This window comes from Micromonospora sp. NBC_01740, from assembly GCF_035920365.1.
Classification (GTDB): domain Bacteria; phylum Actinomycetota; class Actinomycetes; order Mycobacteriales; family Micromonosporaceae; genus Micromonospora; species Micromonospora reichwaldensis.
In genome coordinates this window covers 2873388-2895174 of record NZ_CP109150.1, presented here as the reverse complement: position 1 = coordinate 2895174, position 21787 = coordinate 2873388, and the positions used below count along the sequence as shown (strand labels likewise).

Here is a 21787-nt window from a genome sequence, read left to right as displayed (position 1 = left end):
CGCGACCGGGAGCGCACGGGCCGCACCCCCTGAACGACGAACGTACGCACCGCTACGACGAGGGATCCCATCGTGAAGAAGAACTCCTGGCAGATACTGCGCAAGGGCGGGCCGGGCGGCCTCACGCTCACCGTCGACTTCACCAGCACCGGCCGCACCCAGGCGTGCTTCCGCGACCTGGTGCCCCTGTTGAGCGCGCCCGGCGAGATCTGGGAGACCGTGGCACCCGCCTCCGGCGCCGAGGACACCATGTCCGGCGCCGACTACGTCGAGCGGTGGGCGAAGGGCGTACGCCGGCGGGAACGCACCGTCGACACCGTGATCGGCTACTGCGTGGGCGCGGTGTTCGCCGCCCCCCTCGCGTCCCGGCTGGCCGAGTCGCAGGACGAGGCGCCGAGGCTGGTCCTGCTGGACCCGGAGCTGCCGAACATCGTCGGGCTGTACCGGGACTTCCACGCCGCCGCGGACGCGCTGCGGACCATCCTCACCCCCGAGGAGATCGCGGCGTTCCACGCCGACGGCCAGGCGGTGCAGGAGAAGCACGGGCTCGAGGACCTCACCCTCATCGGTCCCGCGCTCGCCGGGATCTTCTCCGACGCGATCGACGTGGCGGGCCGCCGGCTCGGCCTGGACGACGACGTTCGGGCCGAACTGGGCGGCAGCTTCGCCTCGTTCGTCGGCTACCTGCGGGCGGCGACGGAGATCGACCCCGCCCCGCAGTGGGCGACGGCGACGGCGATCACCTCCGCGCACTCGACCCAGCGCGGGCAGGGCTTCGGGCGCACCATCCCGCTCGCCGTCGACCACGACCAGATGCTGCGTCACCCCGACGTCGCCGCGACGGTCTCCGGCCTGATGACCGGTGCGGACGCCGGTCAGCGGATCGCGGGGTAGCGCGGTGGCACCGGGCCCGGCGGGCGGCGAGCCCGCGCTCTTCACCGACCTGTTCGCGGAACAGGTGCGGCGCACCCCGGACGCCATCGCCGTCATGTGGGGCGAGCACCACAGGACGTACGCCGAGCTGGACGCCGAGGCGAACCGCCTCGCGCACCGGCTGGTGTCGCTCGGCGCGGGCCCGGAGCGGCTCGTGGCGATCGGGATCCGCTCGGCGCACCTGGTGGTCGCCGCCCTCGCCACCCTCAAGGCCGGGGCGGCCTACCTGCCGCTGGACCTCAGCTACCCGCCGCAGCGGCTGGAGCACATGCTCACCGACGCGCGGCCCATGCTGCTGCTGACCACCGGCGACGACCAGCACGCGGTGCCGGCGGCCGACCTGCCGCGGGTCCTGCTCGACGACCCGGACGCGTACGCCGGGCAGCCGGACACCGAGGTCACCGACGCCGACCGGCTCGCCCCGCTGCGGCCCGCCAACGTCGCGTACGTCATCTACACCTCCGGCTCCACCGGCAGCCCAAAGGGCGTGATGATCGAGCATCGCCAGCTCGGCACGTACCTGCGCCACGTCGTGCGCTCCTACCCGGGCGTACGCGGCCGGGCGCTGCTGCACTCCTCGTTCGCGTTCGACCTGACGGTCACCGCGTTCTACGCGCCGCTGATGACGGGCGGCTGCGTGCACATCGGCGCCCTGGAGGAGATGGGCACGCCCGCCGCCGGACCGGCCGGGCAGCAGCGGCCCACCTTCGTGAAGGTGACGCCGTCGCACATCCCGCTGCTCACCGCGCTGCCGGCCCAGGCGTCCCCGACCGGGGAGCTGATGGCCGGCGGCGAGCTGCTGCTCGGCGAGACCGTCGACGCCTGGCGCCGCCGGCACCCCGGCGCGCGGGTCGTCAACGAGTACGGCCCGACGGAGACGACCGTCGGGTGCAGCACCGTGGTCATCGAGCCCGACCAGCCGGTGCCGCCGGGGCCGCTGCCCATCGGCCAGCCCATGCCCGACGTGCGCTACCACGTGCTGGACGACGAGCTGCGCCCGGTGCGGCCCGGCGAGATCGGCGAGCTGCACATCGCGGGCGGCCAGCTGGCCCGGGGCTACCTGCACCGGCCGGGCCTGACCGCCGAGCGGTTCCTGCCCGACCCGTTCGGCCCGCCCGGCTCGCGCATGTACCGCTCCGGCGACCGGGTCCGGCCCACCGAGGACGGCGAGTACGAGTTCTGCGGGCGGGTCGACAACCAGGCCAAGATCCGCGGCTACCGCATCGAGCTGGGCGAGATCGAGGCGGCACTGCTGCGCCGTCCCGAGGTGCGGCACGCGGCGGCGGTGATCCGTACGGACACGCCGGAGGTCAAGCAGCTCGTCGCGTACGTCGTGCCCGGGGAGGGCGCGAGGATCGACGCGCAGCAGGTGCGCAAGGACCTCGCCGAGACGCTGCCGGAGTACATGGTGCCGAGCGCCGTGGTGAGCCTCCCGGCGCTGCCGCTGACCGTCAACCGCAAGCTCGACACGGCGGCCCTGCCGGCGCCGGAGGTCGCGGCGACCCCGGGTGGGCGGGCGCCGGCCGACGAGTTGCAGGCGTTGCTCTGCGAGCTCTTCGCCACCTACACGGCCGTCTCCTCGATCGGCGTCGACGACGACTTCTTCGTCCGGGGCGGCACCAGCCTCGGCGCCGCCCAACTGGTCAACGAGGCACGCCGGCGCGGGCTCACCCTGTCGCTGCGCGACGTGCTGGAAAACCGGACCGTGGCGCGGCTCGCCGAGGTCTGCGCCGACACCGACCGAGGGGACGAGTGAGCATGAGCATCGCGGCCAGCAGGAAGGAAGCAGCCATGTGGCTGCTCGAGCGGCTGGTGCCGGACACCGGGGTCAACAACGTGGCGGTCGCCTTCGAGGTGGCCGGCCGGATCGACCGCGGGCTGTTCACGGCGGCGCTGCGGGCGGTGCTGGCCCGGCACGAGGTGCTGCGCACCGTGTTCCGCTCCGACGACGCGACGCTGACCCGGGAGGTGCTCGCCGCCGACCAGCTCGACGTGCCCGTGGTGGACATCCCGGCCGGTGACGACGGGATGGACGCCGACCTGACCGCGTTCGCCGCCGAGCCCTTCGAGATCGACGGCCGCCCCCTGCTGCGGGCGGGGATCCGCGCGGGAGCGGACGCCGACGTGTGCTGCGTCGTCGTGCACCACCTGAACTTCGACGCCATGTCGACCACGATCCTGCTCCGCGAACTGCTCGCCGGCTACGAGGCGCTCGCGGCGGGCGGCCGGCCCGACGACGCCCCGATGGCCGCGCTAGCGGAGCGCACGCCGAACGAGCGCAGCGTCGCGTACTGGCGCAAGAACCTCGACGGGCTGCGGGCCGCCGAGGCGGGCCTGTGGTGCGCCCTGCCGCCCGTCGGGGCGCCGTCCCTGCGCGCCCGCACCGTCCACCACGAGCTCTCCGCGCCGGCCCGCGCCGTGGTGCGCCGCTTCCAGCGCGAACTGCGCGCCTCCGAGGCTGTCGTGCTGCTCGCGGCGTACTCGGTGCTGCTCGCCCAGCACGGCGCGGGCTCCGACGTGGTCATCGGCACCCCGGTGAACGTGCGCGACCAGCGCAGCATGAACGCCATCGGCTATCACGCGAACCTGGTGCCGCTGCGGGTGCGGGTCGACCCGGACGCCGACTTCCGCGCCGTCGTCAAGCAGACGCGCAGCACCTTCCTGGAGGCGATCAGCCACGCCGACGTGCCGCTGGAGCACGTCTCCCCCGCCGTGCTCGGCGACGCGCCGTCGTCGTGGCGCAGCTCGTTCTTCCGGCACCTGTTCAACTACGTGCCCGGCACCGTCGACGCCTCCGCCACCCTGACCGGGATGCCCTTGCGCCACGTCATGGTGGAGAACGGCTACAGCCGCTTCGACCTGGAGTTCTTCATCATGCCGGGCGAGGACGCGACCACCGTCCGCGCGGCGTTCTGCGTCGACGCCTTCGACGCCGCCGACGTCGGGCTGCTGCTGCAACGGTACGACGCGCTGCTCGTGCGGCTGGGCGACGACCTGGAGCGGCCGGTGGCGCAGCTGTCCCGCCGGGGCGCGGACGACCTCGCCCTGCCGGCGTCGGCGCCGGAGACGGCCACCACGGCGTCCGTGCTGGACGCCGTGCACGCGACGGCCGCCGCGAGCCCGGACCTCGTCGCGGTGCGGGACGGGGCGGACGACGTGTCGTACGGCCGGCTGTGGTCGGCGGCGCTCGCCACCCGGGACCTGGTCGCCGCCTCGGACGGGAGCACGGTCGCGGTGCTGGCGCCGCGCGGCGCGGAGCTGGCCGCCGCGTGGCTCGGCGTGTGGCTGGCGGGCAGGCGCTGCGTCCTGCTCGATCCGACCCAGCCGATCCCCGACCTCGCCGCGCGGCTGGCCGACTCGGGTGCCGCCCCGGTGCTGGCGGCCGAGGGCCTCCCCGTGCCCGGCGCGGTACGCATCCCCGCCATCCCCGCCATCCCCGCCGCCACCGACGCGGTCCGCACCGACGCGCCGTCCGCTGTCGACCTCGACGCGGTGGCCTACCTGGAGTACGACCTCGACGCGCCCGCCCCGCTCGCGGTGACCGTCACCCACCGGGCGCTGGCCTGCGCCGTCGCGCGGCTCGCCGAGCGGGTCGCCGCCAATGGGCCGGCCGTCACCGCCTGGCTGGGCAGCGCCGCCACCGACGCGGCGCTGACGGAGCTGCTGGTCGCGCTGACCACCGGCGGCCGGGTCGTCGTCGCCCCCGACCAGGCCCGCGCCGACGGCCACGCGCTCGGCGAGCTGGTCCAGCGGCACGACGTGACCGTGGTGCAGGCGTCGCCGGCGGTGTGGCGCCAGGTGGTCGAGCACGCGGGCGCCCGGCTCGCGGGCCGGGCCGTCCTGGTGGCCCACGAACCGCTCCCCCGCCCGCTCGCCGCGCAGCTGCGCGCCACCGGCTGCACGCCGCACCACGGCTACACCACGCCCGGCGTCGCCGGGTACGCCGCGCTCGACGGCGGACGGGACGGCACCGGTGTCCTCCCGGCGACCCGCGTGTTCGTCACCGAGCCCGGCACCGATCACGAGCTGGGCATCGGCGTACGCGGGGAGCTGTGCGTCGCGGGCGACACGCTGGCCGCCGGCTACCACGGCCGGCCGGAGCTGACCGCCGCCCGGTTCGGCGAGCACCCCACGCACGGGCGGTTCCACCGCACCGGGGATCTCGCGCGACTGCTGCCGGACGGCCGGATCGACGTCGTCGGCCCCCTGTCGGCCCACGTACGCGTCGCCGGCCAGCGGATCCACCTCCGCGACATCGAGTCCGTCCTCGCCGCCCACCCGGACGTGGAGGCGGTCGCCGCCGTCGGGTCCACCGGCGACGCGCAGGACGGCACGGTCGTCGCGTTCGTCGAGTCCCGCAAGCCCGACGTGGCGGAGCGGCTGCGCGAGCACGCCCGTGCCGCCCTGCCGCTCACGCCCGACCTGGTCGTGCTGAGCCAGTTGCCGGTCACCGTGGCGGGCACCGTGGACCGCGCGGCCCTCGTCGCGCTCGCGGCGGCGCGGGCGGCGGCCGAGGTCGACCCGCCGGACGAGACGACCGCCGCCCTGGTCGGGATCTGGACCGAGATGCTCGACCGGCCGGGCCTGCACGCGGACTCGAACTTCTTCGCCAGCGGTGGCCACTCGCTGCTGGGCGCCCAGCTCGTGCAGCGGGTGCGGACCGAACTGTCGATGCCGGTACAGCTCGCCGACCTGTTCGCCAACCCGACGCCACGGCAGCTCGCGGAGCACCTGCAGGACGCGTTCTGGGACGACGACGAGGACGACGACTGACCGATCGCTCAACCCCCACACCGTCTCGGACCTCAGCAGAGGAGGCTCGGCGTGACCGTCGACGTCCAGCCCACACGCAGTACAGACCGATCGATCGTCCTGACCCGCGAGGAGAACATCGAGGTCGACACGATCGCCCGCTACCTGGCGGGCCGACCGCCGCGCCTGGTGGACTCGGCCGCCTGGCTCGAAACGGCCCGCGAACTCTCCAGCAACCTGCCCGTACGCCTGCGCCAGATGGTGCGGCGCTTCGCCTGGGATCCCGGGCCCGACGCCGTGCTGCTGGTGCGGAACCTGCCCGTGGACGCCGACGAGCTGCCGTGCACGCCCACGGTGGCCGGCTCGGCGCAGCGCGAGTCCACCGTGCCCGCCGCCGCGCAGGTGCTGCTCGGGCTGCAACTCGGGGAGCTCATCGCCTTCAAGGAGGAGAAGAGCGGCGCGCTGGTGCAGGACGTCGTGCCGGTGCCGGGCATGGAGAAGTTCCAGGGCAACGCGGGCTCGGTGACGCTGTCCATGCACGTGGAGAACGCCTTCCACGTCTACCGTCCGGACTACGTCGGGCTGCACTGCCTGCGCAACGACCACGACAACGTGGCCGGGTTGCAGGTGACGTCGATCCGCAACGCGCTGCCCCTGCTGTCCGAGCAGGTCCGCAAGGTGCTGCACGAGCCACGGTTCGTCACCGAACCGCCGGCGTCGTTCGGCGACCTGCGCAGCGCGCCGGAACCGCACGGCATCCTCAGCGGCAGCCCCGAGGACCCGGACGTCCAGGTCGACTTCCAGAGTTCGTTCCCCCTCGACCCGGAGGCCACGCAGGCGCTGTCGGTACTCGGCGACGCGCTGCGCACCGTCCGCCGGACGTTCATCCTGGAGCCCGGCGACCTCGCGTTCGTCGACAACCGGCTGGCCCTGCACGGGCGGACCGAGTTCACGCCCCGCTACGACGGCTACGACCGGTGGCTCCAGCGGATCTTCGTGCACCGCGACTTCCGGCGTTCCCGGGCCCTGCGCCCGCACGACGGGAACGTGCTCGACAGCGGCAACTGACGGCCCGACCGAAGGTCGACGAGCTGGCCCGTACGCACGGGCCAGCTCGTCGACGACGGACCGTGGGACGCGGTGGTGACCGGCGCCGGAACGCGGCAGCCGCACCACCGCGTCCGTGCGGTGGCCCCACCACCACTTCCGTGCGGTAGCTCCACCAGCGTGTCCGTGCGATAGCCGCACCGCCGCGTCCGCGCGGTAGCCCCATCAGCGCGTCCATGCCGGTGGCCCCACACCGCCGCGTCCGTGCGGTGGCGGCACCAGCGTGTCCGGGGCGCGCCCGGCGGACGCCCGTCCGCCGGCGGTGACACCCGCCTGCGCAGGCCCCGTCCGGCGCCGTGCATCCCGACCGGCCCGCATCACCGACCGCGGTGTCAAGCCCCGCGGTCGGGCGTGGCACCATTCGCACCTGACCGATCGGTGCGTGCCCCCACGAGGCCGCCATTCGCCTCCCGGCGCGAGGGTCGACCATTCCGCGCCCCCGGGTCGCCCGCCCCCGGCCCATTCACCGGCTGGCGACTCCCGTCAATGCGTCGCGCGGAATCGTCGCGCGCGCCGGCGCTCGGCCCTGCCGTGGCCCGCGGTTCTTTCCACGCCCGGATGTGGGGAACGGTGGCGCCGGGCAGGCGGGGAGGCGACGGGAGAGAACGCGTCCCGGTCCACGTCGTTACCGATCCGCACCGGTGCGCGGGCGCCGTTCCCGCACCGTGTGTGCGCCGTTCATCGGACCCGGATGACGGTCTCATGCCCCACCACCACCCGACAATGCCTGACCAGCAACTCCACACTGCCAACCCAATGACACCCACCATGCACCCACACCTCCTGCGGGGTGCCCTAGGGGTGCCTCCCCAATGACCACCGATGGGAAACTCAAAACCCACCCCCACCACCCCCACCAGACCACCGGAGCACACCATGCGCTTCTCCGTACTCGGCAGCACCGAAGTCACCAACAACGGCCACCACCTCGAACTCGGCGGAATCCGCCAACGCGCAATCCTCGGCTACCTCCTCCTCAACGCCAACAAAGTCGTCGCCACCAGCCAAATCCTCCACGCCATGTGGGACGGCAACCCACCCCCCACCGCCCGCAAAATGGTCCAGAACGCCGTCTCCGGCATCCGCCGCATGCTCACCCACAACACCGACCCCACCACCAACCCCACCCTCCGCACCCACCCACCCGGCTACCAACTCCGCATCGACACCGAAACCATCGACCTCTACCGCTTCCGCAGACTCGTCCGCGAAGGCCGCCACGCCACCACCACCAACAACCCCACCCGCGCCGCCCAACTCCTCACCGAAGCACTCACCCTCTGGCGCGGACGCGCCCTCGCCGACCTCGTCGAAACCGGCACCTGCTGGTCAGAACTCGCCGCCATCGAAGACGAACGACTCTCCGCACTCGAAGACCGCCTCGACGCCGAACTCGCCTGCGGCCGACACCGCGAAATCACCCCCGAACTCGAAATCCTCACCGCCACCGAACCCATGCGCGAACGCCTCTGCCACCAATTCATGCTCGCCCTCTACCGCAGCGGCCGCCAAGTCGACGCCCTCCGCGTCTACCGACGCACCCGCGAAGCCCTCGTCGACGGCCTCGGCCTCGAACCCGGCCGCAGCCTCCAAGAACTCCAACAACGCATCCTCGAACACGACGCCAAAATCCAAATCCCCGCACTCACCCACTAACCCACCGATCCACTCCGCGCCAGCCACGATCGCCTCCACGATTACCCGAGGGTGGACCGTCTGCGGGCAACATCAGGAGCGCGCGGTCCGTGACGCCTGGCGCACCGGAGGCCGACGGCGATTCCTGCTCAGACCACAGCGAGGACGACATGGCGAACAAGTGCCCGGCGCACGGGCATCAGATGGTGATGGACGACGACTACTTCGCTAGCCCGTACGCGGCGTACGAGGTCTACGCGTCACTGCACGAAAAGGGTGCCGTGCACCGCACCTGCCTGCCCGACCACGGCCCCGTGTGGCTGGTGACCGGCCACGCCGAGGTCTACTCCGCGCTCCGCGACCGGCGCCTCGCGCGGCCCCGCGAGTACAGCAACGGGGACTTCACCAGCAAGCGCTTCCCGGAGGGCGAGGCGACCGGGACGATCGTCACCCTCGACCCGCCGGAGCACACCCGGCTCAAGAAGATGATCAACTTCACCTTCCTACCCCGCAACCTGGAGACCTTCCGCCCCCGGGTGCACCAGCTGGTCAAGGCCCGGCTGGACGCGATCGAGGCGGCCGGCGGCGGCGACCTGGTCGAGGACTACGCGGCCATCCTGCCGATCACGATCGTCTGCGACGTGCTCGGCATCCGCGAGGAGTACCGCAAGGACCTGAAGCACTGGGCGGACCTGGTGTTCAGCGGCGACAACGAGACCAACGCGATGGTCCGCACGAAGATGTCGCACTTCATGAACATGGTCCGCGAGGAGAAGACGAAGGAGCCCGGCGAGGACCTCTTCTCGTACTGGATCCACGCCAAGAACGCCGACGGCGAGCCCGAACTCAACGTCTACCAGGTGATGGCCCTGGCCCTGCTGACGATGCTGGGCGGGTACGACACCACCGCGGGCATGATCGGCCGGGGCGCGCTGGCGCTGCTCGACAGCCCGGAGACGCTGGAGCGGCTCCGCAAGGACCCGGACCTGTTCGACGTGGCCGTCGAGGAGCTGCTGCGCCGCAACGGCTCCGTGCACCACGGCTTCCGCCGCTTCGCCACGGAGGACCTGGAGATCGACGGCACGAAGATCGCCAAGGGCGAGACGGTGCTGCTGCACCTGACCGCGGCGGGCAACGACCCGAAGCGGTTCCCCGATCCGCAGGTGCTCGACATCGACCGCGAGGACAAGGGGCACGTGGCGTTCGGCGGCGGCCCGCACTTCTGCTCGGGTTCGGAGCTGGCCCGGATGGAGACGACCATCGCCCTCCGGGAGCTGTTCACCCGTTTCCCGAACATCAAGCTCGCCGCGCCCCGGGAGTCGCTGAAGGTCCGGCGTACGCCGCTGGTGCCGGCACTGATCTCCCTCCCGGTCACGGTCTGAGCGCTACGGAGGACGCGGTCCGCCGGCCACCCGCGAGGTGGCCGGCGGACCGCGTCGTGTCGGCCCGGGCCGCCCGGTGAACTGCGTGGGCCCGGCCGCAGCGGAAACGAAGAAAGGCCGCCTACGGCGGCCTGTGCGGGTGTCGGCCCGCCGGGCGTGGTCGCACCCGGCGGGCCCCGCCGTCATCGCTTCGGGGCGATCGGCGTCCCGTCCTGCGCGTCGATCACCGAGATGGCCTCCACGGGGCAGAATTCGGCGGCCTCGATCACCTGGTCGGAAGGCGCCACCACGTCGGCCAGCGGCCGGGAGACGGGGTCCATCGCGAAGTGGTCCGGCGCGCTGCCCACGCAGAAGCCCGAGCTGATGCAGCGTTTCGACTCCACCACCAACCGCCACCCGGCCTGGTCGCCGGCTTCGTTCGCGCTCACCACTGCTCCTCTCGTCGTGCGTGCACTGTGTCGGATCCCCGGGCCGCGCGTGGCGGCCCGCCCGGTCGCGGCGCGAGCCGGCCCACGTCAGCTCACCACCGAGTACTTCTGCCAGCCGGTCGCGACGACCTCCGGTGCGGACAGCGTCGCGAACGGCCGGTCCGGGTCGAACGTGCCGTTGTGCAGGTGGACGACGAGGGTGCCGTCGGGGCGCAGACCCAGCACGTCCGGGCGGCCGTCGAGGTCGATGTCGGTCACGGTGATGATCTCGTACTCCTGCCAGCCGTGGGCGAGCGTGAACCACCGGCCCTCGCCCCGCCACCACGGGCCCTCCCCGGAGGTGTCGTGCGCGAACTCGTACAGGTCGAGGTCGCCGTTCGCCCGCCGGACCAGCAGGTCGGCCCGGCCGGTGCCGGTGAAGTCGGCCATCGCGAGCGGAAAGTCCTCGACGTCGACGGTCACCAGGCGGTGCGCGGTGCGGTCGTACGTCTCGTTCTGCGTGACCTGGCGCTTGTTGAAGAACGCGTCGACGTGGCCCGCGTTCTGCTCGCGGCCGAACATGTCGTCACAGCCGTCCAGGTCCAGGTCCGCGATGCCGAGGGTCTCCCACTTCTTGTCGTCCCGGGCGCCGGAGATGCGGATCGGATCGCCGAGGGTGTCGAGACCGTTCAGCCCGCCCCTGTTGGGATAGAGGAAGATCCCGTGGGTCTCGTTCATGTGCGTCATGCTGATGCCGATGACGTCGGCGCGGCCGTTGCCGTTGACGTCGATGGGGCGGACCAGCCCGTGGTTCCGGTTCGGGTGGAAGCCGGTGCTGATCAGCTCCGGCTCGCCGAAGGTCTCGGCACCCCGGAAGCTGCCGCTGTGCGGGAAGACCAGCAGTTCGCCCGTGACGTCGTCACGGACCATGATGTCCATCCTCCCGTCCCCGTTGAACGAACGGCAGTGACCGTTCCCGCTCATGCGTGCCACAAATAACCTCCACGTACGCCCCGAAATACGACAGTCCGACCGTTCCGACGGGAATCGAGAAACGGCGGGAATCAGCGGAACCTGACGTGCGAACGGTTCAGCTCGCCCACCGAGGAGACCCCGAGCAGCTTCATGGTGACCTCGATCTCCCGGCTCAGGATCTCCATGGCCCGTACGACGCCGCGCCGGCCGCCGGCCATCAGGCCGTACTGGTAGGCCCGGCCGACCACGGCGGCGGTGGCGCCCAGGGCGATCGCCGCCACGATGTCGGCGCCCGAGGTGATGCCGGTGTCGACGAGCACCTCGACCCGGTCGCCCACCTCGTCCACCACGTCGGGCAGCAGCTCGACGGGCACCGGGGCCCGGTCGAGCTTGCGTCCGCCGTGCGTGGACAGCCACACCCCGTCGACCCCGACGTCGGCGACCCGCCTGGCGTCGGCGACGCTCTGCACGCCCTTGGCGACGAGCTTGCCCGACCAGGCGCCGCGCAGCCACTCGACGTCGTCGATGGACAGCCGCGGGTTGAACACCCGCTTGATCATGTCGGACGCGGAGCCGCCGGTGGCCTTGAGCACCTGCGGGGACGGGGTGCCGGCCCGCCACTGCCGCATCCACCAGCCCGGGTGCAGGAACGCCTCGGCGATGGTGCCGACGCTCATCGACGGCGGGATGGTCAGGCCGTTGCGGATGTCGCGGCGGCGCGGCACGGAGATCGGCGTGTCCAGCGTCAGCAGGATGGTGTCGAACTTCGCCTCCTCGGCGAGCGCGATCAGTTCCTTGACCATCGCCCGGTCCTCGGCGAAGTACAGCTGGAACCAGTGCCGGCCCTCGGGCGCGGCGGCGGCGACGTCCGCCAGCGACGTGGTCGCGAGGGTGGAGACCGAGTACGGGATGCCGAACTGCTGCGCCACCGACGCGACCGCCGGCTCGCCCTCGGCGTGCATCACCCGGTTGAAGCCGACCGGCGCCAGGGCGAACGGCAGCTTCTGCCGCTTGCCGAGCACCGTCCGGCTGGTGTCCAGGTTGGACACGTCGCGCAGCACCGACGGCTGGAACTCGATGTTGGCGAACGTTTCCCGGGCGCGGCTGAGGCTACGCTCGCTGTCCGCCGCCCCGTCGCAGTAGTCGAACACCATGCGGGGCACCGCCCGGCGGGCCACGTCGCGCAGGTCGGCGATGCCCGCCGCGCGCAGCAGCCGGCGTTCCGTCGGGTTCCACGCCACCTTGGGGGGCTTGATCAGCGTGCTCATCCGAGCGGACTTGCTCATGAGGGCTTCCTTCCGTGAGGGGGGTGACGAAGGTCCGCTCCTCGTCGTGGGGGTCTGCTACGCGACGAGGGCCCGCTGGGCGAGCAGTTCCTCGACCACCTCGGCAGGCGTCGGGTGGTCGTAGACGAGCGCGGCGGTCAGCTCCAGCCCGGTGAGGGCCTCGAGCCGGCGCCGCAGTTCCACGGCGGTGAGGGAGGAGAAACCGATGTCGAGGAACTCCTGGTTCTCGTCGACCGTGGCGGCCGACGGCAGACCGAGCGTGTACGCGGTCTGGGCCCGTACCACGTGGGACAGCACCGCGCGGGTCTCGGCCTCGTCGGCGCCGTCGAGCAGCCGGCGCAACGCGTCGGGGCTGTCGGCGTCGAGCGTGTCCTCGGCGGCCTCGGTGACGTGGCGCATCGCGTCCGGCAGGTCCCGCAGCAGCGGGCTCGGCCGGTACCGGGTGTAGTCGGGTACGAACGAGGGCCAGTCCACGGCGGCGGCGACCCGCCCGACCGCGCCCGTGCCCACCGCCGCGCCGAACTGCTCGGCGGTGACGTCCGGGCCGACCGCGATCGACACCGCCCCGTCGCGCTGCTGGGCGATCGCGTCGAACACGGCCGCCGTCCCGGCGGCGCCGGCGACACCGAACATCTCGTCGGCCGTGTGCACGAGCACGAGCCGCTCGGCCCGGGCGGCGAGGGCGGTCGCGACGGGGTCGTCGGCGTCGCTGGTGACGACCACCGTGTCGGCGTCCTCCGTGGTGACCGTCGCGCCCGCCGCCTCCAGCAGGTCGGCGATCCGGTCCGCCAGCGGCCCGCCGTGCAGCGCGACCGGGCCCGCCGGCCGCCACGGCTCACCGGTCGGCGCGGGGGCAGCGACGAGCCGGCGGGCGAAGACGCCCGCCGAGCGCAGCGCCACCTGGTCCTCACCGGCACCCCTGGTGAGCACCCGGCACAGGGCGGTCAGCGTCCGGTCGTCGAGCGTCTCCGGCAGGTCGACGACCCCGCCCCAGGCCCGGGGCGTGGCGAGGGCGGTGGACCGGCCGAAGCCGTACGCCGCCGCCCCGTCCAGGTCGGTGATCCGCTCGGTGGGGGTGACCGCGGCCGCGCCCCGGGTCAGGCACCACACGGGAGCCTCCACGCGGGACTCGTCGAGGGCCCGCAGCAGCCCGGCGGGGGTGGGGCCGGCGGACGTCGTCAGCACCCCCGCGGCCACGTGTTCGGGCACCAGGTCGAGCAGCTCGTCCGCCGTGCCGTCGCGGTACACGCGCACGTCGGCGCCGTGCCGGGCCATCGCCTCGGCGATCCGGTCGGCGTCCGCCGGCACCAGCCACACGCCGCGCAGCGCGGGCACCGGCAGCTCCGTGACCGGGGACCACCGCAGCTGGTAGCCGGGCGCGGGCCCGCGTCGCCACGACGACAGCGCCACCGCCACGTCCTTCAGGGTCGCGGTGTCGTCCAGGCCCAGCAGCGCGCCCAGGTCGTCGCGCTCGACCGCGGCCCAGAAGTCGTCGCCAGGCGCGGCGGCGGCGGGCGGGTCCGGCCACAGGCGGGTGCGCTGGAAGGCGTACGTGGGCAGGGCGACCGGGCGCGCGCCGGCGAAGAAGGCCGGCCAGTCGACGGGTACGCCGCGGTTGTGCAGGCGGGCGAGCGCCTCGGTCGCCACCTGCGGCCCGTCCCGGTCGGCGCGCTGGGCGGGCACGAACTCGCCGTCGGCCACGCACTCCCGGCCGAGCGCGGTGAGCACCGCGTCCGGGCCCAGTTCGAGGAAGGTGCGTACGCCGCGTGCCGCCAGCGCCTCGACGGCCGCGGCGAACCGGACCGTCGCCCGTACCTGACGCACCCAGTACTCGGGGGTCAGCTCGGCGGGCTCACCGGTGACCGTGGAGAGCACCGGGATCGTCGGCGGGTGGTGGGTGACGGACCCGGCCACCGCGCGGAACTCGTCGAGCATGGGCTCCATCAGCGGCGAGTGGAACGCGTGCGACACGGTGAGCCGCTTGGTCTTGCGACCGCTGGCGGCCAGTTTCTCGGCGACCGCCAGGGTGGCGGCCTCCTCGCCGGAGAGCACGACCGAGGTGGGGCCGTTGACGGCGGCGATCGCCACGGCGTCGGAGAGCAGCGGGACGACCTCGTCCTCGGTGGCGCGTACGGCCACCATCGCGCCGCCGGTCGGCAGCGCCTGCATCAGCCGGCCGCGGGCGGCCACCAGCCGGGCGGCGTCCGGCAGGGTGAGGACCCCCGCCACGTGCGCCGCCGCCAGCTCACCGATCGAGTGCCCCGCCACGAAGTCCGGCCGCACCCCCCACGACTCGAACAACCGGAACAGCGCCACCTCCACCGCGAACAACGCCGGCTGCGCCCACCCCGTCTGATGCACCTCCTCGGAGCCCAACACCTCCCGCAACGGCCGCTCCAGGTGCCGGTCCAGTTCCGCACACACCTCGTCGAACGCCGCCGCGAACACCGGGAAGGCCATCAGCTCCCCCGCCATCGCGATCCGCTGCGACCCCTGACCGGTGAAGAGCACGGCGGTCGCCCCGGCGGTGTCGGCGACCCCGCCGACCACCCCGGGGGCGTTCTCGCCACGGGCCAGCGCGGCCAGTCCGGCGCGCAGCTCGGCCAGGTCCCGGCCGAGCACGACCGCCCGGTGCCGCAGGGCGGTACGGGTGGTGGCGAGCGAGAAGCCGGCGTCCACGGCGGACGCCGCGTCGGTGAGGTGGGCGGCGAGCCGGGCCGCCTGGTCGCGCAGCGCGGCCTGGTCCCGGCCGGACACCACCAGGGGCACCACCGGCACCTCGGCCGTCGAGTCCACCACCACGGGCTCGGGCGCCTGCTCGATGATCGCGTGCGCGTTGGTGCCGGAGATGCCGAACGAGGAGACGCCGGCGCGGCGGGGGCGTCCCGTCTCCGGCCAGGGCACCGCCGCCGTCAGCAGTTGGACGGCCCCGTCCGCCCAGTCCACGTGCGGCGACGGGGCGTCGACGTGCAGCGTCGGCGGCAGCAGGCCGTGCCGGATCGCCTCCACCATCTTGATCACCCCGGCGACGCCGGCGGCGGCCTGGGTGTGCCCGATGTTCGACTTGATCGAGCCGACCCAGAGCGGGTGCTCGCCCCGGTCGCGGCCGTACGTCGCGATGAGGGAGCGGGCCTCGATCGGGTCGCCGAGGGTGGTGCCGGTGCCGTGCGCCTCGACGGCGTCCACGTCGGCCGGTCGCAGCCCCGCGTCGGCGAGCGCCTGGTTGACCAGGCGCTGCTGGGACGGCCCGTTGGGCGCGGTCATGCCGTTGCTCGCGCCGTCCTGGTTGACGGCGGTGCTGCGCACGACGGCGAGCACCGGGTGGCCGTTGCGGCGCGCGTCGGAGAGCCGTTCGAGCACCAGCACCCCGACGCCCTCACCCCAGCCGGTGCCGTCGGCGCCGGCCGCGAAGGACTTGCACCGGCCGTCCGGCGCGAGGGCCCGCTGGCGGCTGAAGTCGATGAACGCGTTGGGCGTCGCGAGCACGGTCACGCCACCGGCCAGGGCGAGGGAGCACTCGCCCCGGCGCAGCGACTGGGCGGCCAGGTGCAGGGTGACCAGCGAGGACGAGCACGCCGTGTCGACGGTGACCGCCGGCCCCTCCAGCCCCAGCGCGTACGACACCCGGCCGGAGACCACGCCGCCGGCGACGCCGGTGCCGATGAAGCCGTCGAGCTCGGGAGGCAGGTGCTGAAGGTGCGCGGTGTAGTCGTGGTACATCAGGCCGGCGAACACCCCGGTGCGACTGCCGCGCAGGGTGGTGGGATCGATGCCGGCACGCTCGACGGCCTCCCACGAGGTCTCCAGGAACAGCCGCTGCTGCGGATCCATGGCCAGGGCCTCGCGGCGGGAGATGCCGAAGAACTCGGCGTCGAACCAGGCCGCGTCGTACAGGAAGGCGCCCTCCCCGCAGTAGGTGCGGCCGGGCTTGTCCGGGTCCGGGTCGACGAGGTTGTCGATGTCCCAGCCCCGGTCGGTCGGGAAGCCGGCTACCGCGTCGACGCCCCCCGCGACCAGGTCCCACAGCTTCTCCGGGGAGGTGGCGCCGCCGGGGAACCGGCAGCCCATGCCGACGATCGCGATGGGGTCGTCGGTGCCGTCGGTGGCGGCCACGACCACGGCTGCGGCCGACCCGCCGGCGAAGAGTTCCGCGTCCAGGTGCTCGGCCAGCGTGGTGGGGTTCGGGTAGTCGAAGACCAGCGTGACGGGCAGCCGCAGGCCGACGACCGCGTTGAGGCGGTTGCGGAACTCGACGGCGGTGAGCGAGTCGAAGCCCAGCTCCTTGAACGCCTTCGTCGCGCCCACCGCCTCGGCGCCGCCGTGCCCGAGCACGACCGCGACCTGCGTACGGACGATGTCGACCAGCTCCTTGCGGCGCTCGGCCGCGCCGCGACCGGCGAGGGTCGCGACCAGGTCGGAGGCCGCCGCGGCGTCGGCGGAGACCTGGCGTCGCGCCGGGGTGCGGACCAGGCCGCGCAGCACCGGGGGCAGCACGCCGCCGGTCGCCTGCTCCCGCAGGGCGGCGAGGTCCAGGTGGATCGGCACGAGGGCGGCCTCGGGCGCGCCGAGCGCCTCGTCGAAGAGCGCGAGCCCGTCCTCGGTGGAGAGGGGCCGCACGCCGGAGCGCCGCATCCGGGCGAGGTCGGCGTCGTCGAGCGCGCCGGTGAGGCCGGTGCGCTCCGCCCACATGCCCCACGCCAGCGCCACCGCGGGCAGGCCCCGGGCGCGCCGGTACGCGGCGAACGCGTCGACGAAGGCGTTGGCCGCCGCGTAGTTGCCCTGACCGGGGCCGCCGAGGACGCCCGCGGCGGAGGAGAAGACGACGAAGGCGCTCACGTCGCCGGCCAGCTCGTGCAGGTTGACGAGCGCGTCGACCTTGGGACGCAGCGCGGTGGCGACCCGCTCCGGCGTGAGCGACGGGATCATCCCGTCGTCCAGGACCCCGGCCGTGTGCACGACCGCCGTGGGCGGGTGCTCCGCGACGAGCGCGGCCAGCGCCACGCGGTCGGCGGCGTCGCAGGCGGCGACCGTCACGTGCACGCCCTGGGCGGTCAGCTCGTCGTACAGCGTCCGCAGGTCCTCGGTCATGCCGCGACGGCCCGCGAGCACGAGGCGACGGACGCCGTGCCGCGCGACGAGGTGCCGGGCGACGAGGCGGCCGAGCGTGCCCGACGCCCCCGTGACGAGGACCGTGCCGGTGATCTCCGGCGGCGTGCCCGGCTGCCCGGACGCCTTCGCGATGCGGGGTACGAGGACCTCGGTGCCGCGCAGGGCGAGCTGCGGCTCGCCCGAACGCAGCGCCGGCACGAGGTTCGGCGCCCACTGCCCGCCCGCCACGTCGACGAGCACGATCCGGCCGGGGTTCTCGGACGCGGCCGAGCGCAGCAGGCCCCACACGGCGGCGAGCGCCGGCCGGGTCGCGTCGGTGGCCCCCTCGGTCAGCACGACCAGGCGGGCGGCGGCGAACCGGTCGTCGGCAAGCCACTCCTGGACGGCGGCGAGGGCGTGCTCCACCGCCCGGTAGGTGGCCCCGACCAGGTCGTCGCCGTCGGAGGTGACCGGGAGGACCACGAAGTCGGGGACCTCGCCGATCGCGGCGAGGCTGTCGTACGCGGTGGCGCCGGGCAGCTCGCCGCCCACGACCGCCAGCGTGGCCGCGCCGTCGGCCACCGGGACGGGCACCCAGTCGAGCACGTGCATCGCCTGGTGGCGCGGGTTGGTCAGGTCGGCGAGCGCGTTCGCGGGCAGGCGGCGGACGGCCAGCGCGTCGATCGTGGCGACCGGCGCGCCGGCGTGATCGGCGACGGTCACCGCGACGGCGTTCGGGCCCGCCGACCGGATGGTGACCCGGAGCCGGGCGGCGCCGGTGGCGTGCAGGGTCACCCCGTGCCAGGCGAACGGCAGCCAGGGCCCGCCCTCGCCGTCGTCGGCGGTGAACACGCCCAGGCCGAGCGGGTGCAGCGCCGCGTCGAGCACCGCGGGGTGCAGGCCGAAGCCCGCGACCTTCGCCGCCTCGGGGGCGGTGACCTCGGCGAACAGCTCGTCGCCCCGCCGCCACACCGACCCCAGGCCGCCGAAGGCGGGGCCGTACGTCACGTCGAGCGCCGCGAACCGGTCGTACAGCTCGGCGGTGTCCAGGGCCTCGGCGCCCTCGGGCGGCCAGACGCCCGCCGGGGCCGCCGCGCGGTCGTCGGCGCCGGAGGTCCCGGTGCCCAGGGTGCCGGTGGCGTGCCGGGTCCACGGGCCGTCGCCGTCGGGCCGCGAGTGGACGGTCAGCCGCCGGGCGCCGTCCGGGCCGGGCTCGCCGACGCGGAGCTGGACCTGCACCGCGCCCCGCTCCGGCACCACCAGGGGCGCTTCGAGCGTCAGCTCCTCGACCTCGGTGGCGCCCACCTCGTCGCCGGCGCGGACCGCCAGCTCGACGAAGGCCGTGCCGGGCAGGAAGATCCGGCCCGCCACCCGGTGGTCGGCGAGCCACGGGTGCGCCGAGGTCGACAGCCGGCCGGTCAGCAGCACCCCGTCCGCGCCGGCCAGCGACACGGTCGCGCCGAGCAGCGGGTGGCCGGTGGAGCCGAGGCCGAGGCCGGTGGCGTCGACCGGGCCACCCGCCCCACTGGGCCAGTAGGTGCGGCGCTGGAAGGCGTACGTGGGCAGGGCGACCGGTCGGGCCGGGGCGGTGACCAGCGTGGCCCAGTCCGGCTGCACGCCCCGGGTGTGCGCCTGCCCCAGCGACAGCAGGAACCGGCGCAGGCCGCCCTCGTCGCGGCGCAGCGTGCCGACGACCGAGCCGCCGCCTGCCTCGTCGAGCAGGTCCTGCACGGCGGGTACGAGCACCGGGTGCGAGCTGACCTCGACGAAGGAGTCGATGCCGTCGGCGATGACACCGCGTACGGTCTGCTCGAACTCGACGGTCTGCCGCAGGTTGCGGTACCAGTACTCGGCGACCAGCTCGGCGGTGTCGAGCAGCTCACCGGTGACGGTCGAGTAGAGCGGCACGTCGCCGGTGCGGGGCCGCACGGGGGCGAGGACCCGGAGCAGCTCGTCGCGCATCGACTCGACGTGCGCGGAGTGCGAGGCGTAGTCGACGTCGATGCGCCGCGCGCGGACCTCGTCGCGCTCGCACTCGGCGAGCAGCTCGTCGAGTGCCTCGGGCGCGCCGGAGACGACCACGGTGGACGGACCGTTCACGGCGGCGACCGACAGCCCGGGCCGCAGGCGCCGGGCGACCTTCGCGACCGGCTCCGACACGGACACCATGCCGCCCCGCCCGGCGAGGTCCACGGCGATCAGCTGGCTGCGCCGGGTCACCACCAGGGCGGCGTCGTCCAGGGTGAGCGCGCCGGCCACGCAGGCGGCGGCGATCTCGCCCTGGGAGTGCCCGACGACGGCGGCGGGCTCGATCCCGTGCGAGCGCCACAGCGCCGCCAGCGAGACCATCATGGCGAACAGCGCGGGCTGGACGACGTCGACCCGGTCCAGGGAGGCGGCGCCCGGGACGCCGCGCAGCACGTCGAGCAGCGACCAGTCGGTGTGCCGGTCCACGGCGGTGGCGCACTCCGCCATCCGGGCGGCGAAGACGGGTGCGGTGTCCAGCAGTTCGGCGGCCATGCCCAGCCACTGCGAGCCCTGGCCGGGGAAGAGGAACGCGGTGCGCTCGCCGGCGTCGGCGAGCCCGGTGACGAGGTTGCGGGCCGCGCCGCCGTCGGCGAGCGCGTTGAGCGCGGCGGACAGCTCGTCCCGGTCCCCGACGAGGACGGCGCGGTGCGGGAGGCGGGCGCGGGTGCCGGCGAGCGCGTACGCGACGTCGTGCGTGCCGAGGTCGTCGCTCAGGCGATCGCGCAGCCGGACCGCCTGCTCGCGCAGCGCCGCCTCGGTCCGGGCCGACAGCACCCACGTGGCGGGGCCCTCGGCCGGCGGGGCGCTCTGCGGGGCCTCGGCGGCCGGTGGCTCCTCGATCAGCACGTGGGCGTTGGTGCCCGAGATGCCGAACGACGAGACGCCCGCGCGCCGCGGGTTCTCGCCCCGTGGCCACCGCACCGGCTCGCTGAGCAGTTGGACGGCGCCGTCGGACCAGTCCACGTGGTGCGACGGCTTGTCGACGTGCAGGGTGCGGGGCAGCTCCTCGTGCCGCAGCGCCATGACCATCTTGATCACGCCCGCGACGCCGGCGGCGGCCTGGGTGTGCCCGAAGTTCGACTTCACCGAGCCGAGCCAGAGCGGCCGGTCACGTTCCTGGCCGTAGGTGGCGATGAGCGACTGGGCCTCGATCGGGTCGCCCAGCGTGGTGCCCGTGCCGTGCGCCTCCACCGCGTCCACGTCGGCCGTGGTGAGCCCGGCGTTCGCCAGCGCGGCCCGGATGACCCGCTGCTGCGACGGCCCGTTGGGCGCGGTGAGGCCGTTCGACGCGCCGTCCTGGTTGACGGCCGAGCCGCGTACCACCGCCAGGACGCGGTGCCCGTTGCGGCGCGCGTCCGACAGCTTCTCCAGCACGAGTACGCCGACGCCCTCGCCGAACGCGGTGCCGTCCGCCGCCGAGGCGAACGCCTTCACCCGGCCGTCCGGGGCGAGCCCCTTCTGGCTGGAGAACTCGATGAAAGTGCCGGGCGTGGAGATGACGCAGGTGCCGCCGGCCAGCGCGAGGTCGCAGTCGCCGCTGCGCAGCGCGTGCGCGGCCACGTGCACCGCCACCAGCGACGACGAGCAGGCCGTGTCCACGGTGACGGCCGGGCCCTCCAGCCCCAGCACGTACGACACCCGGCCGGACACGACGCTGCCCGCGACCCCGGTCATCGTGTAGCCGATGAGCGCGTCCACGTCGCGCTGCATGGCGTTCAGGTACTCGACGCTGTTCGCGCCGACGAACACGCCGGTCCGGCTGCCCCGCAGCGAGTGCGGGTCGATCCCGGCGTGCTCGAACGCCTCCCACGACGTCTCCAGCATCAGCCGCTGCTGCGGGTCCATGGCGAGCGCCTCGCGCGGGCTGATGCCGAAGAAGCCCGCGTCGAAGTCGGTGGCGTCCGGGATGAAGCCGCCCCGCCGCACGTAGCTGGTGCCGGAGCCGCTGTCCGGGTCGAACAGGTCGTCCAGGTCCCAGCCCCGGTTGGTGGGGAAGTCGGTGATGCCGTCGCCGCCGGACGACACCAGCTCCCACAGGTCGTCGGCGGAGCGCACGCCGCCGGGGAAGCGGCAGCCGATGCCGACAATGGCGATCGGCTCCCGCTCCGTCGCGGTACGCAGCTTCCGCCGCGTCTCGTGCAGGTCGGCCGTCACGCGCCGGAGGTACTCGACAAGCTGCTCTTCGTTCGCCATC

Annotated in this window: 9 protein-coding genes and 1 pseudogene; 6 read left to right on the top strand and 4 right to left on the bottom strand. The window is 74.0% G+C overall.

Annotated features, from left to right (window positions below):
- Window positions 1-72: 72 nt before the first annotated feature.
- The 6 genes from OG989_RS13630 (at window position 73) to OG989_RS13605 (ending at window position 9809) form a co-directional block, all read left to right on the top strand.
- Window positions 73-894 carry a hypothetical protein gene (locus OG989_RS13630; protein ID WP_151455670.1) on the top strand — a complete coding sequence of 274 codons (822 nt, stop codon included), beginning with the start codon at window positions 73-75 and terminating at the stop codon, window positions 892-894.
- 4 nt (window positions 895-898) lie between these two features.
- On the top strand, window positions 899-2689 hold the full coding sequence (locus OG989_RS13625) for a non-ribosomal peptide synthetase (protein WP_327030698.1): 1791 nt from the start codon (window positions 899-901) through the stop codon (window positions 2687-2689).
- Window positions 2690-2691: 2 nt separating this feature from the next.
- Window positions 2692-5706 carry a condensation domain-containing protein gene (locus OG989_RS13620; RefSeq protein WP_327030697.1) on the top strand — a complete coding sequence of 1005 codons (3015 nt, stop codon included), beginning with the start codon at window positions 2692-2694 and terminating at the stop codon, window positions 5704-5706.
- A gap of 51 nt (window positions 5707-5757) precedes the next feature.
- The gene (locus OG989_RS13615; RefSeq protein WP_151457695.1) at window positions 5758-6753 is read left to right on the top strand and encodes a TauD/TfdA family dioxygenase; all 996 of its coding nucleotides are present in this window, start codon (window positions 5758-5760) and stop codon (window positions 6751-6753) included.
- Between the two features lie 915 nt (window positions 6754-7668).
- Window positions 7669-8448 (top strand): AfsR/SARP family transcriptional regulator, encoded by a 780-nt coding sequence (locus tag OG989_RS13610; protein ID WP_311414996.1) that lies wholly within the window; start codon window positions 7669-7671, stop codon window positions 8446-8448.
- Window positions 8449-8597: 149 nt separating this feature from the next.
- A complete protein-coding gene (locus tag OG989_RS13605; RefSeq protein ID WP_192581226.1) occupies window positions 8598-9809 on the top strand; it encodes a cytochrome P450 family protein in 1212 nt (403 codons plus the stop codon).
- 182 nt (window positions 9810-9991) lie between these two features.
- Here the strand turns inward: OG989_RS13605 and OG989_RS13600 are convergent, their stop codons facing one another.
- The 4 genes and pseudogenes from OG989_RS13600 to OG989_RS13585 form a co-directional block, all read right to left on the bottom strand.
- Entirely contained in the window at window positions 9992-10237 is a 246-nt protein-coding gene (locus OG989_RS13600) for a ferredoxin (protein ID WP_192581225.1), read from the bottom strand.
- Between the two features lie 87 nt (window positions 10238-10324).
- On the bottom strand, window positions 10325-11200 hold the full coding sequence (locus OG989_RS13595; protein ID WP_327030696.1) for an FG-GAP repeat domain-containing protein: 876 nt from the start codon (window positions 11198-11200) through the stop codon (window positions 10325-10327).
- Window positions 11201-11280: 80 nt separating this feature from the next.
- On the bottom strand, window positions 11281-12477 hold the full coding sequence (locus tag OG989_RS13590; protein ID WP_151452501.1) for an alpha-hydroxy acid oxidase: 1197 nt from the start codon (window positions 12475-12477) through the stop codon (window positions 11281-11283).
- A 57-nt stretch (window positions 12478-12534) separates the two neighbouring features.
- Window positions 12535-21771, bottom strand: a pseudogene (locus tag OG989_RS13585) (type I polyketide synthase); the annotation flags it as partial.
- Window positions 21772-21787: the final 16 nt, after the last annotated feature.